This is a genomic window from Hydrogenophaga aquatica, assembly GCF_054780915.1.
The window spans coordinates 599,309-615,443 of record NZ_BAAGVK010000011.1 but is presented as its reverse complement, the minus strand read 5'-3'; the positions used below and the strand labels follow the sequence as shown (position 1 = coordinate 615,443).

The 16,135-nt window shown below is 63.9% G+C and carries 16 protein-coding genes and 2 tRNA genes; 12 read left to right on the top strand and 6 right to left on the bottom strand.

What is annotated here, in order from left to right:
- The first annotated feature begins 14 nt into the window (after positions 1-14).
- The gene (locus ACYVHH_RS10300; protein ID WP_460565048.1) at positions 15-350 is read left to right on the top strand and encodes a Na+/H+ antiporter subunit G; all 336 of its coding nucleotides are present in this window, start codon (positions 15-17) and stop codon (positions 348-350) included.
- An 8-nt stretch (positions 351-358) separates the two neighbouring features.
- Here ACYVHH_RS10300 and ACYVHH_RS10295 read toward each other — a convergent pair whose 3' ends face one another.
- From ACYVHH_RS10295 to earP, 4 genes are all read right to left on the bottom strand, one after another.
- A complete protein-coding gene (locus ACYVHH_RS10295) occupies positions 359-1,246 on the bottom strand; it encodes an LOG family protein (protein WP_460565047.1) in 888 nt (295 codons plus the stop codon).
- 76 nt (positions 1,247-1,322) lie between these two features.
- Entirely contained in the window at positions 1,323-2,201 is an 879-nt protein-coding gene (locus tag ACYVHH_RS10290; protein WP_460565046.1) for an AEC family transporter, read from the bottom strand.
- Between the two features lie 81 nt (positions 2,202-2,282).
- Positions 2,283-2,837, bottom strand: a complete 555-nt coding sequence (efp, locus tag ACYVHH_RS10285; RefSeq protein ID WP_460565045.1) for an elongation factor P — start codon at positions 2,835-2,837, stop codon at positions 2,283-2,285.
- A gap of 121 nt (positions 2,838-2,958) precedes the next feature.
- Entirely contained in the window at positions 2,959-4,035 is a 1,077-nt protein-coding gene (gene earP, locus ACYVHH_RS10280) for an elongation factor P maturation arginine rhamnosyltransferase EarP (protein ID WP_460565044.1), read from the bottom strand.
- Between the two features lie 56 nt (positions 4,036-4,091).
- Between earP and uvrC the strand changes: the two genes are divergently transcribed.
- The 3 genes from uvrC to ACYVHH_RS10265 are packed head-to-tail and all read left to right on the top strand — an operon-like array spanning position 4,092 to position 7,615.
- Positions 4,092-6,113 carry an excinuclease ABC subunit UvrC gene (uvrC, locus tag ACYVHH_RS10275; protein ID WP_460565043.1) on the top strand — a complete coding sequence of 674 codons (2,022 nt, stop codon included), beginning with the start codon at positions 4,092-4,094 and terminating at the stop codon, positions 6,111-6,113.
- 21 nt (positions 6,114-6,134) lie between these two features.
- On the top strand, positions 6,135-6,704 hold the full coding sequence (pgsA, locus tag ACYVHH_RS10270) for a CDP-diacylglycerol--glycerol-3-phosphate 3-phosphatidyltransferase (RefSeq protein ID WP_460565042.1): 570 nt from the start codon (positions 6,135-6,137) through the stop codon (positions 6,702-6,704).
- A 17-nt stretch (positions 6,705-6,721) separates the two neighbouring features.
- Positions 6,722-7,615, top strand: a complete 894-nt coding sequence (locus ACYVHH_RS10265) for a DMT family transporter (RefSeq protein ID WP_460565041.1) — start codon at positions 6,722-6,724, stop codon at positions 7,613-7,615.
- Here the strand turns inward: ACYVHH_RS10265 and ACYVHH_RS10260 are convergent.
- Positions 7,569-8,543, bottom strand: a complete 975-nt coding sequence (locus tag ACYVHH_RS10260; RefSeq protein WP_460565040.1) for a LysR family transcriptional regulator — start codon at positions 8,541-8,543, stop codon at positions 7,569-7,571. The two genes, ACYVHH_RS10265 and ACYVHH_RS10260, sit on opposite strands and share 47 nt — an antisense overlap.
- A 101-nt stretch (positions 8,544-8,644) precedes the next feature.
- Between ACYVHH_RS10260 and ACYVHH_RS10255 the strand changes: the two genes are divergently transcribed.
- The 6 genes from ACYVHH_RS10255 (at position 8,645) to ACYVHH_RS10230 (ending at position 13,151) form a co-directional block, all read left to right on the top strand.
- Entirely contained in the window at positions 8,645-9,739 is a 1,095-nt protein-coding gene (locus ACYVHH_RS10255) for a tartrate dehydrogenase (protein WP_460565039.1), read from the top strand.
- 129 nt (positions 9,740-9,868) lie between these two features.
- Positions 9,869-10,141: an HU family DNA-binding protein gene (locus tag ACYVHH_RS10250; RefSeq protein ID WP_460565038.1), complete on the top strand. Its 273-nt coding sequence runs from the start codon at positions 9,869-9,871 to the stop codon at positions 10,139-10,141.
- A 23-nt stretch (positions 10,142-10,164) separates the two neighbouring features.
- A tRNA-Val gene (locus ACYVHH_RS10245) sits at positions 10,165-10,240 on the top strand.
- Positions 10,241-10,293: 53 nt separating this feature from the next.
- A complete protein-coding gene (locus ACYVHH_RS10240) occupies positions 10,294-12,216 on the top strand; it encodes a SurA N-terminal domain-containing protein (protein WP_460565037.1) in 1,923 nt (640 codons plus the stop codon).
- A 42-nt stretch (positions 12,217-12,258) separates the two neighbouring features.
- Positions 12,259-12,334: transfer RNA gene (locus ACYVHH_RS10235), tRNA-His, on the top strand.
- A 301-nt stretch (positions 12,335-12,635) separates the two neighbouring features.
- Entirely contained in the window at positions 12,636-13,151 is a 516-nt protein-coding gene (locus tag ACYVHH_RS10230; RefSeq protein WP_460565036.1) for a porin family protein, read from the top strand.
- Positions 13,152-13,310: 159 nt separating this feature from the next.
- Here ACYVHH_RS10230 and ACYVHH_RS10225 read toward each other — a convergent pair whose 3' ends face one another.
- Positions 13,311-14,300, bottom strand: coding sequence for an NADPH:quinone oxidoreductase family protein (locus tag ACYVHH_RS10225; protein WP_460565035.1), 990 nt, complete (start codon positions 14,298-14,300; stop codon positions 13,311-13,313).
- A 116-nt stretch (positions 14,301-14,416) separates the two neighbouring features.
- Here ACYVHH_RS10225 and surE point away from each other — a divergent pair, with 116 nt between their 5' ends.
- The gene (gene surE, locus ACYVHH_RS10220; RefSeq protein ID WP_460565034.1) at positions 14,417-15,220 is read left to right on the top strand and encodes a 5'/3'-nucleotidase SurE; all 804 of its coding nucleotides are present in this window, start codon (positions 14,417-14,419) and stop codon (positions 15,218-15,220) included.
- Positions 15,217-16,056 (top strand): protein-L-isoaspartate(D-aspartate) O-methyltransferase, encoded by an 840-nt coding sequence (locus ACYVHH_RS10215; RefSeq protein WP_460565033.1) that lies wholly within the window; start codon positions 15,217-15,219, stop codon positions 16,054-16,056. The genes surE and ACYVHH_RS10215 overlap by 4 nt, the downstream gene beginning before the upstream one ends.
- The last annotated feature ends 79 nt before the right edge of the window (positions 16,057-16,135 follow it).

The following is a 16,135-nucleotide window of genomic DNA, read 5'->3' as shown; positions in this document are numbered from 1 at the left end:
GAAGGAGACGAGAAATGACGGTATGGTTGGAAAACGCCGCGGCGGTGCTGATCCTCGTGGCATGCTTCTTTCTGCTGGTGGGGGCCATCGGCCTGGTCCGCTTCCCGGACTTCTACATGCGGCTGCATGCACCCACCAAGGCGTCGACGCTGGGTGTTGGCGGCGTGCTGATTGCGTCGATGCTGGTGACCTTCTCCCACGGGCGGCCAGGCATTGCGGAATTGCTCATCACGCTCTTCGTGTTCGTGACGGCGCCCGTGTCTGCCAACCTCATGGCGCAGGCCGCCCTGCACCTGAAGGTGCATTCCAAGGCGCCTGTGCCGCGTGATGCCGTTCCGGAACGGCACTAAGCCGCTGCTCAGTCTATCTGGCAGGCGTCCGGCAGGTTGTAGAACCGCTTGATGCCTTCCCAGGCTTCTTCCGCCTCGTCCACGTACTGGAACAGATCCAGGTCTTCAGGCGAGATGGCGCCTTCTTCCAGCAGCACGTCGAAGTTGATCAGCCGTTTCCAGTAGTCGCTGCCGAACAGGAAGATCGGCACCGGCTTGGCCTTCTTGCACTGCACCAGGGTCAGCACTTCGAACAGCTCGTCCAGCGTGCCAAACCCGCCAGGGAAGGCCACGAGTGCCTTCGCGCGCATCAGGAAGTGCATCTTGCGCAGCGCGAAATAGTGGAACTTGAAGCACAGCTCGGGGCTGATGTAGGGGTTCGGCGTCTGCTCGTGCGGCAGCAGAATGTTCAGGCCCACGTTGAGCGCGCCGCGGTCGTGCGCCCCGCGGTTGGCCGCCTCCATGATCCCAGGGCCGCCACCGGTGGCAATGTGCAGCTGGTCTGTCTTTGGGCAACTCAAGCTGTAGTCGGCCACGAGCTGCGCGAACCGGCGTGACTTCTCGTAATAGTGTGCGTTGCGAACCAGTGCCTGCCCCTTGCGTATGGCCAGGGCGTCGCCGCTGGATTCGGCCTCGCGCAGAATCCGCTCGGCTTCGTCCGGTTCACGAAACCGGGCGCTGCCGAAGACGACGATGGTGTTCTCGATGCCGTGCGAGTGTTGTGCCAGATCCGGCTTGAGCAGCTCAAGCTGGAAGCGGATGCCCCGCGTTTCACGCCGCAGCAGGAATTCGGGGTCGGCGAAAGCCAGGCGGTAAGCGTCGGGTTGGAGTCGGTGGCTGCCGTTTCCCATGAGGTGCATTTCGACGGCGGCATCGGCCAGACGGCTGGCCTGGAGGTTGTGTGTGTTGTTCTGCATGGTTGTCGGTTTAGGCCGTGTTGAAGCCAAGTGAGAGAAACGCTTCCATATTTGGACTCTTGCAATGTACCGGGGTTCAAAGTCCTATTGCGAGTGCCAGCGGCACAAAGATCACGGCCAGCGCATTGCCCAGCAGAATCATCGCGGCCACCTTGTCGGGTTCCTGGTGGTAGCGTTCCGCCAGCATGTATTGAATCACCGCGGGGGGAAGCGCCGCAAACAGCAGAAGCTGGCCTTTTGCGGCTCCTTCCAGGCCCAGTGCCCAGGCCAGGGGCAGGCCAATGGCCAGGCCGATGAGCGGGCGCGCAAGTGCCCCGGCCATGCCCAGCGCAATGCCAGATCGTGTGAGCGACGTCAGGCGAACCCCCAGGGCAAACAACATCATGGGCAGCATCGAGTCGCCCAGCATCCTCATGCCTGCCATGGCCAGGTCAGGCGGGCGAACATCGGTCAGCGCGCTGACGAAGCCCAGCAGGGTGGCGATCATCACCGGGCTGAGCAGAAGATCACGGGTTCGCGCGGCAGCACTGGTGACCCGTGCGCCCAGCGAGAAGTGCAGAAGGTTGCTGATGGCAAACAGCGCCACCGCGGCCCCGAAGCTGGACGGGCCGAAGGCCAGCAGGGCCAGCGGCAATCCCATGTTGCCGCAGTTGTTGAACATCACCACCGGCACCAGTGTGCGCGGCGAAGCCTTCATCCAACGGGCCAGGGGCCAGGCCAGCAGGCCGCTGCCCAGGATGAGGACGGTGCCGCCAACCAGCAGCGGCAGGTGTTCCGTCAGCCGGAAATCGCGTGAGGCCAGCGCCGAATAAACCAGTACCGGCGCAAGCACGTCGAGTGCGATGCGGTTGAAGGTGGAAAGATCGGGCGGCGCCTTGCGGGCATAGAAGTAGCCCAGGCCGACAATGAAGAACACCGGGACGATAACGTCCGCAATGCGGGCCAGCAATTCCATGGCGGGGTCACCGGTTCGGGTTCAAAAAGCAAGAAAGGCTCCGAGGAGCCTTTCTTGACAGGGCGTTGCGCAGGGCAATCCTCAGACGCGCTTGCGGTATTCGCCGGTGCGGGTGTCGATTTCGATGCGGTCACCCTGGGAAACGAACAGCGGCACTGCCACTTCGAAACCGGTGGCGATCTTGGCGGGCTTGAGCACCTTGCCGGACGTGTCGCCCTTCACGGCGGGCTCGGTCCAGGTGATTTCGCGCTCGACGCTGGTGGGCAGTTCGACGGAGATGGCCTTGCCTTCGTAGAACACCACTTCAACGGCCATGCCGTCTTCCAGGTAGTTCAGCGCGTCGCCCATGTTTTCGGCTTCGACTTCGTACTGGTTGTAGTCGGCGTCCATGCAGACGTACATCGGGTCGGCGAAGTAGGAGTAGGTGCACTCCTTCTTGTCGAGGATGATGTTGTCGATCTTGTCGTCGGCCTTGAAGACGACTTCGGTGCCGATGTTGCCCAGCAGGCCCTTGAGCTTCATGCGAACGGTGGCCGCGCCACGGCCGCCACGGGCGTATTCGGTCTTCAGGACGATCATGGGGTCTTTGCCATGCATGATCACGTTGCCGGCGCGGATTTCTTGAGCGATTTTCATAGTGTTTCCAGGGGGTTGTGCCGCTCGGGCTGGGCACTCTGCCTAGGCGCGCGGCGGGGCGGCTGCGTGTACCGTGTGGCTCTGGTCCACCCGGTTAGGCAGGCTCGCAAAACCATATATTTTAGCGTTTTTCCATGACAAAGCCCAGCAACTGTGTCAGCAGATCGTCCTGTTTCAACAGGCGTTCGCGGGCGGCCAGGGCGCAAGCGTGCCATTCGTCCAGCGCGGGCGCCGCCAGGGGGGCGCTGTCGATGCCGTTCCACGTGTGGTGGAAGGCGCGCAGCGAGGCCGGGGCCTGCAGCCAGTCCAGGAAGGCGTCCAGCTTGGCGTGGTGGGCGTCGTCGTGCTGGGGGTAGATCTGCCAGACAAAGGGTTTGCCTGCCCACAAAGCGCGTACCAGCGAGTCCTCACCCCGCACAAAGTTCAGGTCGCAAGCCCACAGCAGGTGGTCGAAGCCGGCCTGGGGCAAGTGGGGCAGCGCGGTGCAGCGGGTGCCAGTTGCCACCGCCTGGCTGAATGCCGCCTGCGCGCGGCCTGGCGCCACCAGCCAGCGCGCGCTGGCCAGCGAGGGCAGGCGGAGCAGGGCGGGCAGGGCGGGCGGCTCGTAACAGAACAGCGAAACGACAGGCGAGCCGCCGTTGGCGATGTTCTGGCTGCGCAGCCAAGCGTCCCGGTCGAAGCTGCTCTGGCGCTCCAGCAACGCCGTTTCGCGCAGCAACCCGCCCGTGCCGGTTGTAAACCCCGGGTAGAAGAACCATTTCGTGCGCCCCGCCAGCGGGCCGCTCAATACGGGTGACGGCAGGCCATGACAGCGCTGCACGTAGGCCTCGGCGCTCAGGTATTCCAGGTTCAGCCATACGCGGCCTTCACCGGCTGGTTGCAGCGCCTGCACCCATTGCGGTTGTATGTCGCAGCCAAAGGCCTCTACCAGCACGTCGCCGGGCGGTGCTGGTGGCGGGACGGCATGGGCATCTGCGCGGGGCCAGTCATGCACTTCCACGCCCGGCCAGCGTCCCTCGCGCGCTCCGGGTGCCATCCAGCTCAAAGGTCCGCTGTCGTCTGCCCACAGGCGTACCCGCTGCCCGTGTTCGGCCAACTGGGCTGCCAGTCGCCAGCACACCCCCAGGTCGCCCCAGTTGTCTATCACATGGCAGAAGATGTCCCAGGTCAGCCGGGGCAGGTCGCGTGTGTCTTGCATGGCTGCATTGTCACCCGGCCTGCAAGGCACCATCGCGGTGCGACAATCGGATATCCATGACTGCATCCCATCCTGAAGAGTTGCTCAAGGCCGTGGCGGCGTTGCCATCGCTGCCGGGCGTCTACCGCTACTTCGACGCAGCCGGCATGCTGCTGTACGTCGGCAAGGCGCGAGACCTGAAGAAGCGCGTCTCCAGCTATTTTCAGAAGAGCCACGATGGCACGCGCATCGGCCACATGGTCAGCAAGATCGCGCGCATGGAAACCACCGTGGTGCGCTCCGAGGCCGAAGCCCTGCTGCTGGAAAACAACCTCATCAAGACGCAGCAGCCACGGTTCAACATTCTCTTTCGGGACGACAAGAGCTACCCCTACCTGCGCCTGAGCGCCAGCACCTGGACGCCAGCTTTTGAACAGTCGCCTGCCGCAGCGGACCCGCAAGCGCGGCCCGAGCACTTTCCCCGCATGTCGTATTACCGGGGTGGGGTAGAGAAGAAGCACCAGTACTTCGGCCCTTACCCCAATGCCTGGGCGGTGAAGGAAACCATCCAGTTGCTGCAGAAGGTGTTCCGCCTGCGCACCTGCGAAGACACGGTATTCAACCACCGCACACGGCCCTGTCTGCTGTACCAGATCAAGCGTTGCTCGGGCCCTTGCGTGGGCTTCGTATCGGCGGCCGACTACGCCGCCGACGTGCGCAGTGCCAGCGCCTTCCTGCGCGGCGAAACGCAGACCGTGCTCGACGAACTGGAGCAGCGCATGCTGGGCCACGCCGAGCAGCTGGCCTTCGAGCAGGCGGCCGAAGTGCGCAACCAGATCAAGGCGCTGTCCACCGTGCTGCACCAGCAGGCTATGGAAAGCACCAGTGACCAGGATGTGGACATCCTGGCCGTGAAGGTGCATGGCGGGCGCGCCTGCGTGAACCTGGCGATGGTGCGCGGCGGCCGCCATCTGGGGGACCGGCCGTACTTTCCGGCCCATGTGGAAGAGGGTGCCGTGCTGGCGGCACTGGACGCCGATGCCGATGCCGATGCTGGCAGCGCTGAGGTTGCCGGCGAGGGCACAGCTGCCCCGCATGCCCCCCATGCCGCCAATGTGGAGCAGCGCGTGCTGGAAGCCTTCATGGCCCAGCACTACACACAGGCCGCGCCGCCGCCGGTGCTGGTCCTGGGGGCGCCAGTGGATCCGGGGCTGCTGGAACTGCTGGGCGAGCAAGGCGGCATGCGCCTGCACCCCGTGTTCAACCCGCGCGAGCACCGCCGTGTGTGGCTGGAACTCGCGCAGAAGAATGCCGACCTTCAGCTGGCCCGCCTGCTGTCCGAGGAGGGTTCTCAGCAGGCGCGCACCCGCGCGCTGGCGCAGGCGCTCGACCTGCCCGAAGACGCGCTGGATGCCCTGCGCATCGAGTGCTTCGATATCTCGCACACGGCGGGCGAGTCCACCATGGCGTCGTGCGTGGTGTTCGAAGGCCACAAGATGCAAGGCAGCCAGTACCGCCGCTACAACATCGAAGGCATCACCCCTGGCGACGACTACGCCGCCATGCGGCAGGTGCTGGAGCGCCGCTACGGCAAGCTGGCCCAGGCACTGCGCGAATCCGGCGACACGAACAAGGCGGCTGGCGGCGCCCGCATGCCCGATATCGTGCTCATCGACGGCGGCAAAGGGCAGGTGGGTGTGGCGCGCGAAGTGTTTGAAACCCTCGGGCTGGACCTTGGCCGCATTGTCGGCGTGGAAAAAGGCGAGGGCCGCAAGGTGGGGCTGGAGGAACTGGTGTTTGCCGATGGGCGCGAGAAGGTCTACCTGGGCGCCGATTCGGCCGCGCTCATGTTGGTGGCCCAGATCCGCGATGAGGCTCATCGCTTCGCCATCACGGGCATGCGCGCCCAGCGTGCCAAGGCCCGTACGGGTGGCAGCAAGCTGGAGGACATTCCCGGCGTGGGCCCGAAGAAGCGCGCGCGCCTGCTGCAGCGTTTTGGCGGCGTGCGCGGCGTCGCCAACGCCAGTGTCGAGGACCTGTGCACCGTGGAGGGCATTTCTGCCGATCTGGCCGAAGCCATCTACCGTGCCCTGCATTGAAGTCCACGCATAATCACGTTCATGTTCTTCAATCTGCCAACACTGTTCACGTGGGCACGCATCGTGGCCATTCCCCTCATCGTGGCGGTGTTCTACCTGCCGGGGTTGACGTTGCAGATGCAGAACCTGCTGGCCACCGTGCTGTTCGTGGCCTTCGCGCTCACCGACTGGGCCGACGGCTACCTGGCCCGCCGCCTCAACCAGACGTCGTCGTTCGGCGCCTTCCTTGACCCCGTTGCCGACAAGTTCCTGGTTTGCGCCTGCGTGCTGGTGTTGGTCCATCTGGGCCGCGCCGACGTGTTCGTGGCCCTCATCATCATCGGCCGCGAGATCGCCATTTCCGCGCTGCGCGAGTGGATGGCCATGATTGGCGCGAACAAGAGCGTGGCCGTGCACATGATCGGCAAGCTCAAGACCACCACGCAGATGGTGGCGATTCCTTTCCTGCTCTACGACGGCCGTCTGTTCGGGCTGATCGACACTCGCCAGTGGGGAACGGTGCTGATTTGGGTGGCGGCGGTGCTTACCGTGTGGTCCATGGTCTATTACCTGCAAAAGGCCTTGCCCGAAATCCGGGCCAAGGCGCGTTGAAAACATTGTCACCCTCCATGGCTGGTTCCGCTTCTGACAACGCCTGGCTGCGCGCCATGCCCGGCGTGTTCGTGCTCATCTGGAGCACGGGCTTCATCGTTGCCCGCTACGGCATGCCGCATGCGCCACCCATGTCCTTTCTGGCTTGGCGGTACGCGCTGTCCATCCTGTGCTTCCTGCCCTGGATTCTGGTGGCCAAGGTGGCCTGGCCCAAGAGCCGCGAGCAGTGGTTCCATCTGGCCGTCACGGGCGTTTTGATGCACGCCGGATACCTCGGTGGCGTCTGGGCGGCCGTCAAGGCTGGCATGGGGTCGGGGTTGTCGTCGCTGGTGGTGGGGCTGCAACCTGTGCTGACTGCCATCTGGCTCTCGTCCACGGGTGGCCATGTGTCGCGTCGACAGTGGATGGGGCTGACGCTGGGCTTCACCGGCCTGGTGTTGGTGGTGTCCCGCAAGTTCGGTGCGGGTGGGCCGGGTGACACGGCAACCTGGCTGAACCTTTCGTTCGCGGTGCTGGCCCTTTTCAGCATCACCATCGGCACGCTGTACCAGAAGCGTCACGTCAAACCTTGCGACGTGCGCAGCGCCAACACGGTTCAGCTGGCTGCGGCTTTTGCCGTGACCTTGCCGCTGGCATGGCTGGAGACGGAGAGCATGGTCTGGAACGGCGAACTGGTCGGCGCCATGGCCTGGTCGGTCCTGGGGCTCACACTGGGTGGCAGCTCGCTGCTGTACATGCTCATCCAGCGTGGGGCGGCCGCTTCGGTCACCAGCCTCATGTACCTGGTGCCTCCCTGCACGGCCATCATCGCCTGGTTCCTGTTCAGCGAACCCATCACCGTGGTGACCATCGCTGGCACGGCGCTCACGGCCCTGGGTGTGAGCCTGGTGGTGCGAGCCCCGGCGCGCTGACCTGCGGGTTTCGCCAGGGCTCGTGCCGGAAGCTCTGGTGAAGGTGCTCCACCAGCAGGCGGATTCGCCGTGGCACCTGCGGGCGCAGTGGTGCCAGCCAGTGCACGTCGGCGTCTGGCATGGTGTGTCCGGGCAGCACCTGTACAAGGCTGCCGCTGGCCAGCAGGGGCGCCACGTCCCACAGGCTGCGCAGCATGATGCCGTGCCCGGCCAGGCACCAGTCGCGCACCATTTCGCCGGAGTTGCTCGACAGCGGGCCGTGCACGGTGACGCGTGAGCGTTTCCCGCCAGGGCCTTTGAGCAGCCAGCTGTCGAAGCGCTGGCCAGGGTCGCTGCCGTTCTCTCTCACGATCAGGCACGCGTGGCTGGCCAGGTCGTCCGGGGCCGCTGGGGTGCCATGTTTGGCCAGGTAGCGGGGCGCGGCCACCAGCAAGCGCTGGTTGCGGGCAAGCCGCCGCGACACCCATTCCGCTGCCCGGTGTTCTGGCGCATTCCATAGCCATACCGCGCCATCCAGCCCTTCCCGGGCGAGGTCCGGCAAGGTTTCGGTGAGCTGCAGCTGTATTTGCAGCCTGGGGTGGCGCTCTTGAAACGCCGCCATGGCAGGGCCCAGCCAACGTCTGCCAAAGCCAAATGGCGCCGCCAGACGGATGAGCCCTGCGGGCTCCGTCTGGCGTTCGCGAAGTTCCTCCTCAGCGTCCCTGAAACCCTGGAGCAGGGCGGCAGCGCGCTCGCAAAGGGTTTCCCCCTCCGGCGTGGGGCTCACGTGCCGTGTCGTCCTTTGAAAGAGCCGAAGCCCCAGCTTCAGCTCGAGCGCTGCCAGGCGCTTGGTCACCACCGAAGGCGCCAGCCTCAACCCCTGGGCGGCGCCCGCCATGCTTCCGTGCAGTCTGATGGCCTGTACCAGCTCAAGGTCCGAGCGCTCCATTTGTTTCCTCTGTGGAAATAATCAATTGAAGAATTATTTCCTGGTTTCTGGCTAAGCTAAAGGTATCCACAACGTGCCATCAAAGTTTCAGAGGAGCCAACATGAGCAGGAAGCGCATCGCAGTCATCGCCGGTGACGGCATCGGCAAGGAAGTCATGCCCGAGGGCCTGAGGGTGATGGAGGCGGCGGCCAGCCGTTTCGGCATCGATCTGCAGTTCGACCATTTCGACTTCTCCAGTTGGGACTATTTCGAGAGGCACGGCAAGATGCTGCCCGACAACTGGAAGGAGCAGATCGGCGGGCACGATGCCATCTACTTCGGTGCCGTGGGCTGGCCCGAGAAGATTCCCGATCACATCTCGCTCTGGGGTTCCCTGCTGCTGTTCCGGCGCGAGTTCGACCAGTACGTGAACCTGCGCCCCGCACGGCTCATGCCCGGCATCGTGGCGCCGGTGGTCCGCCGTGATGGCTCGCCCAGGCAACCCGGTGAGATCGACATGTACATCGTGCGCGAGAACACCGAGGGCGAATATTCCAGCATCGGTGGGCGCATGTACCCGGGTACCGAGCGCGAAATCGTGATGCAGGAGACGGTGATGTCCCGCGTGGGGGTGGACCGTGTGCTGAAATTTGCCTTTGAACTGGCGCAAAGCCGTCCGAAGAAGCACCTCACCAGTGCCACCAAGAGCAACGGCATCGCCATCACCATGCCCTACTGGGACGAGCGCGTCATCGAAATGGCCAAGGCCTACCCAGGCGTGAAGGTGGACAAGTTCCATATTGACATCCTCACCGCGCACTTCGTGCAGCGGCCAGACTTCTTCGACGTGGTGGTGGCCAGCAACCTGTTCGGCGACATCCTGAGCGATCTGGGCCCGGCCTGCACCGGCACGATCGGCATCGCGCCCAGCGCCAACCTCAACCCCGACCGCCAATACCCTTCGCTGTTCGAGCCGGTGCATGGCTCGGCGCCGGACATCGCTGGCCGCAACATTGCCAACCCCATCGGGCAGATCTGGTGCGGTGCCATGATGCTCGACTTCCTGGGGCACCGCGATGCGCACGATGCGGTGCTGAAGGCGATCGAGACCGTGCTGGACCCTGCCAGCGGCGGGCCCCGCACACCAGATATCGGGGGAAATGCTTCCACGCAGGACCTGGGCCGGGCCGTCGCGCAAGCCCTGACACGTGGCTGACAGCCATGTGTGGCGCTGGGGCATTCCCAGCCTGTGGGCCCCAGTCCTAGAATCCATTTCCCTGCGCCGTTGCACGGCTGCCCGTGCACGGTTCGGGCCCATAAACGACATTTGATGAGGGGATATTCGGTGAACAAGTCTGAACTCGTTGATCACATTGCCGCCAGCGCCGACATTTCCAAGGCTGCTGCCGCACGTGCGCTGGAAGCAACTTTGGCCGCGGTGCGAACCACCTTGAAGAAGGGCGGCACGGTTTCTCTCGTGGGCTTTGGCTCATTCTCCGTGACCAAGCGCGCGGCGCGTACCGGGCGCAATCCGCGCACGGGCGCCGCCATCAAGATCAAAGCGGCTAAAATCCCGAAGTTCCGTCCTGGCAAGGCGTTGAAAGACGCCATCAAGTAAGATACGGGTTACAAGTTTCGGTGGGGTGCTTAGCTCAGTTGGTAGAGCGGCGCCCTTACAAGGCGTAGGTCGGCGGTTCGACCCCGTCAGCACCCACCACCCACACAAAAGGCGAACAGGGGTTCGCCTTTTTTGTTGCAGGCCACAAGCGTATGTTCGACTACTTCCGAAACAACATGAAGTTCCTCATGGGCTTCCTGATGTTGTTGATCATTCCCTCTTTTGTGCTTTTCGGTATCGAGGGGTACAGCCGTTTCCGCGAATCGACCGATGTGGTTGCCAAGGTCGGAAAGCTGGAGATATCCCGGCAGGAGTGGGACGCCGCACACCGCAGGGAAGTCGACCGCCTGGCGGCCTCGATGCCCGGGCTCGACCGCTCATTGCTTGAGACGGAGGAGGCGCGCCTTGGCACCCTGGAGCGCATGGTCACCGAACGTGTCCTGGCGCTTGCTGCGCAGGATGCCCACATGGTTGCATCCGACCAGCGTCTGGCGCGTGAGCTCAGCCAGGACCCCGCCATTGCCGCGCTGCGCCGCGCCGATGGGACGCTCGATGCCGAGCGTTACCGCGAGCTGCTTCGCGCGCAGGGCATGACGCCCGAGATGTTCGAGGCCAGCGTGCGCGCAGACATTGCGCGCCGCCAGGTGTCGAACGGGGTTGCCGCGTCAGGCTTCGTCTCAACCGGGGCCGCCGAGCCTGCGTTGCGCGCCTATTTTGAACGCCGGGAGGTCCAGGTCGCACTGTTCCAGCCCCGTGACTTTGCCGCGTCGGTGCAGATCAGCGATGCGGATGTGCAGCGCTATTACGATGAGAACCAGGCGCAGTTCCAGGCACCTGAGCTGGTTGATCTGGAATACGTCGTGCTCGATCTTGACGCCGTGTCGCGCAGCATCCGGCCAAGCGAGGACGAGTTGCGCGCCTACTACGAGCAGAACAACGCGTCTCTGGCCCTTCAGGAGCAGCGTCGTGCCAGCCACATCCTGCTTACCGTGGATGCAGGTGCTTCGGCCGAGCAAAAGGCTGCCGTGAAGGCGCGTGCGCAGGCGCTTCTGGAAGAACTCAAGAAGAACCCTGGCCGCTTCGCCGAAGTCGCGAAGGCGAACTCGCAGGACCCGGGCTCTGCCGCCAATGGCGGTGACCTCGACTTCTTCGCTCGCGGCGCCATGGTCAAACCGTTCGAAGATGCGGTGTTTGCCCTGGAAAAGGGGCAGATGTCCGGCGTGGTCGAGACAGACTTCGGCTACCACATCATCCAGCTGACCGATGTGCGCCGTCCCGCCGCCCAGCCCTACCAGGCTGTGCGCCCCAAGCTTGAAGAAGACTTCAAGCGCCAGCAGGCGCAGCGCCGCTTCGCGGAATATGCCGAGGATTTCAGCAACCTGGTCTACGAAAACAGTGACAGTCTGGCGCCTGCGGCACAGAAACTGGGCTTGGCCGTTCGCAAGGCCGAGGGTGTGCTGCGCAGCGGTCCTGCCACCTCCGGCAAGGATGCTGTGCTGTCGTCGCCCCGTCTGCTTTCGGCAGTGTTCGCTGAAGACGTGCTGCGCCAGAAGGCCAACACCGAGGCGGTTGAAACGGGGCAGAACCAACTGGTTTCCGCCCGCGTTGTGGCGCATCGCCCGGCGCATACCCTGCCGCTGGATGAGGTGAAGACCCAGGTGCGCGACCGTCTGCAGCAGCAGCGTGCCCGCGAGCTGGCTGTTGCCGAAGGCAAGGCCAAGCTGCAGGCCTGGCGGGATCAGCCCAATGGCGCCGCGTTGCGTGCGCCGGTCGTCATATCCCGCACCAACGTCCAAGGCCTGCCGGTGGCTGCTGTGACGGCTGCCTTGTCTGCGCCGGCCGGTGCCAGTGTCGCTGCCTGGACTGGGGTTGAGCTGGGCAACGAAGGCTACATGGTGATTCGCGTCAACCGCGTGCTGGACCGCGAGGCTCCCAGTGCCGAAGCGGCTGCCCAGGAGCGCAGCCAACTTGGTCAGCTGTGGACGCAGGCGGAATCCCAAGCCTATCTGCTAGCCCTGCGTGCGCACTACAAGGTGCAGGTCAATCCGAAGAAAGAGTCCTCTGGCGCGCAGTAAGGGTGAAAACTGCCTAAAATCGCGTTATAATTTAAGGCTACGGTGGCTGTAGCTCAGTTGGTAGAGTCCCAGATTGTGATTCTGGTCGTCGTGGGTTCGAGTCCCATCAGCCACCCCAGGTAAAGCAAGCAAAAGGCCCGGTTTTGACCGGGCCTTTTGCTTTTCCGGGTACAGGTGTTTCCTGCCATGAAACATCAAGGCACATACCCGTTTTCCGGGCTGCATCCCCATGTATTCAGGCATGAACTGCTGCTGTTACACATGGTAGCCAAATTCCCCTGTTTCGGTAGGTCGGGCAGAAGCCCCGTGATACGGTGACCTCACGCCAACGGTCGCGGACGGGTAACCCAAGCAATCATTGGCGTGACTTCTCGTATTGGAATTGGGGCGTTTTGCCTCACTGCTTTTTGGAGGTTGGTATGCAAACTTGTAAATGGTTGGCCGTGGCGATACTGGGCGCTGCTGCACTTGGTGCGCAGGCGCAAGGGATGTATGGTGAGATTGGGTACAGCGGTCTCAAGGCCAAGGTGAACGGGGCGTCCCCGAAGCCGGACGCATTGCGCGCCATCGTCGGCGTGGACTACAACGACAACCTGGCCTTCGAGGGCATGGTCGGCTTTGGCTTGAATGACGACAGCGCCAGCAACGTTGCGGCTGACCTCAAAAGCACGTACGGCTTGTACGTGAAGCCCAAAGTGAAGCTGGGTGAACGCGTCGAACTGTTCGGCCGCGCTGGCTGGGCGCACAGCAAGGTGGCTGTAGCGAGCAATACGGGCTTCTCGGGAACCCGGTCGTCGGGTGATTTTGCCTACGGTGTGGGCGTGGGCTACCAGATCACCAACGCCATGTCGGTCAATGCCGACTACATGCGGTATTTCAACAAAAGCGGCCTGAAGGTCGATGGTTACACCATCGGGCTGGGCTTCAGGTTCTGACCGGGTTTCTCTGGTTGTTTTCGGGGTCACCTTCGGGTGACCTTATTTTTTGAGGGCAGGGCTTGAGGCAAGAATGTTGTCGCACCAGCGCGACAGCCGGATGTGACCGAAGGTAACAGTCCGGAGCCGCCTCAAGATTCCATTGGGGGCGTGATGTCGTCACGCGTTTACGAGCACCAGCTTGCCCTTGACCCGCCGCTGCCCCATCAGGGCGTAGGCCTGTTTGAGCTCGCTCATGGGCAGGGTCTGCTCGACCACGGGTTTGATCTTGCCTTGCATGTACCAGCCCGCCAGCGATTGAAGCATTGCCGCGTTTGCCTTGGGCTCGCGCTTGGCAAAGTCGCCCCAGAACACCCCAACCACCGACGCGCCCTTGAGCAAGGGCAGGTTCATGGGCAGGCTGGGAATGGGGCCACCCGCGAAGCCGATGACGAGGTAACGGCCACGCCAGGCGATGGACCGGAACACGGGTTCTGCGAAGGCGCCACCCACGGGGTCGTACACGATGTCGGGCCCCTTGCCGTTGGTCAAGGCCTTGATCTGGTCGCGCAGCGAGCCCTCCGGCGTGTGAAGGCTGTAGTTGATGGTGGCGTCGGCGCCAGCGTGTTTGCACAAGTCGCACTTTTCCTCGCTGGAGGCCGCTGCAATCACTTTGGCCCCTGCCTGTTTGGCGATCTGTATGGCAGCGGTGCCGACACCGCCCGCCGCGCCCAGCACCAGCACGGTTTCTCCGGGCTGCAGGGCGCCGCGGTCCATCAGCGCATGGTGGCTGGTGGCGTAGGTCATGATGAAGGCGGCGGCATCCACCAGGTCGAAGCCGCCGGGCAAAGGCAGGCACAGGCTGGCGGGCGCCAGGGTGTGGGTGGCGAACCCGCCCGTGCCGCTGAGGCAGGCCACGGCCTGGCCCACCTTGAGGTGTGTGACGCCATCTCCCATGGCCTTGACGGTGCCCGCGTACTCCGAGCCGGGCACAAACGGCAGTGGGGGCTTCATCTGGTATTTGTTCTGCACGATCAGCAGATCCGGGAAATTCAGGCTGGCGGCCTTGATTTCGACCAGCACCTCGCCGGGCCCTGGCGTTGGCATGGGCAGGGTCTTCCATTCCAGGGCTTCCACGCCAATCGGGTTTTCGCATAGCCAGGCTTGCATGAGCTGTCTCCTTCAATCGGTTATGGGTATGCAGGGCGATGATAGGCAGCCCGGTTGGGCGGGGCCAGCGCGGCTTGTCCCGGCGGCGACCGGAGGCACCCCTACAATGGATGGCGATGAAGATTCTCCTGTCCAATGACGATGGCTACCAGGCCCCTGGCATATGTGCGCTCTACGAAGCCCTGTGTGAACTGGGTGAGGTCGAGGTCGTGGCGCCAGAGCAGAACAACAGCGCGAAGTCCAACGCGCTGACGCTGCATTCGCCGCTGTACGTGCACACGGCGTCCAATGGATTTCGCTATGTGAATGGCACGCCCGCAGACTGCGTCCACATCGCTTTGACAGGGCTGTTGGGCTACAGGCCCGATCTGGTCGTTTCCGGCATCAACAACGGCGCCAACATGGGAGACGACACCATCTATTCCGGCACGGTGGGCGCCGCCATGGAGGGCTACCTGTTCGGCGTGCCGGCCATCGCGTTCTCGCAGACGGAAAAAGGCTGGAGACACCTGGATGCGGCTGTGGGCAAGGCGCAAGAGCTGGTCAGGTACCTGACGCCGTCAGTGATGTCGCACGTGCCGCCTGCCAAAAGCGTGCAGGCTCAGCCCTGGCTGCTGAATGTGAACATTCCCTGCCGTCCGGCAGAAGAGATATTGGGTTTCAAGGTGGCCCGGCTCGGTCGGCGCCATGCTGCGGAGCCCGTCATCACGCAGGTGAGCCCGCGCGGCGAGACCATGTACTGGATCGGCGGCGCCGGTGCAGCCAAAGACGATGCCGAGGGCACCGACTTCCACGCGACCAGCCAAGGGTTCGTGTCGGTCACACCGTTGCAGATCGACCTGACCGATCACTCTCGGCTGGCCTACTGGGCACAGTCTGCGGTCCAGTTGTCGGCGGCCAGCCGGGCGGACGCGCGGTGAGCCGGTACGTACCGCCAGCAGGCAAGCCCCCAGGGGGCGATGTCCGGCCGCGTCCTGCTTTCCCGGCAAGGCTGGGGGCTGTGGTCCCCCCGTCTGCACCGGTTGCGGCCCGTGCGCAACCATTGGCAGGCACCGCTTTGACACGCCCTGGTGCGAGGGGAGGCTTGGACTTGCCCGCCGCATCTGGCACGGGGCTGGATTCCCAGGCGTTCAGGCATGCGATGGTGCGAAAGCTGGTGGCGCAGGGTTTGCAGAACCCGAACGTTCAGCAGGCCTTTGCCACCGTCGAGCGCCACCGTTTTGTGGATTCGGCACTGGTGCCCCAGGCCTATGAGGACACCAGCCTGCCCATTGGCTTTGGCCAGACCATCTCTAAGCCCAGTGTGGTGGGGCGGATGCTGGAACTGCTGTGCGAGGCCCGTGCCCTGCCCATGGGCAGGGTGCTGGAGATCGGCACCGGCTGCGGCTACCAGGCGACGCTGTTGTCGCACCTGGCCACCGAGGTTTACAGCATGGAGCGGTTGCGCGGCCTGCACGAGAAAGCCCGCGAGAACCTGCGCCCGCTGCGCCTGCCGAATGTCCATCTCATCCTTGGGGATGGCATGCTGGGCTTTCCGTCCGGGGCGCCTTACGCAGGTATCGTTTCTGCGGCAGGTGGAGAGGCCATTCCCCAGGCGTGGCTTGACCAGCTGGCCATTGGCGGGCGCCTGGTGGCTCCTGCGGAACTCAGTCCCGGGCGGCAGAGCCTGGTGGTCATTGACCGCACGGCGCAAGGGTATGTACGCAGTGTGCTGGAGGCGGTACTCTTCGTACCTCTAAAATCGGGCGTGGCCTGACCACGGCGCCATGCTGGCACCGTGGCTCTTTGCCTTTTTGATTTCAGGATGAGGTAACGCATGGAACAAACGGTTCCGC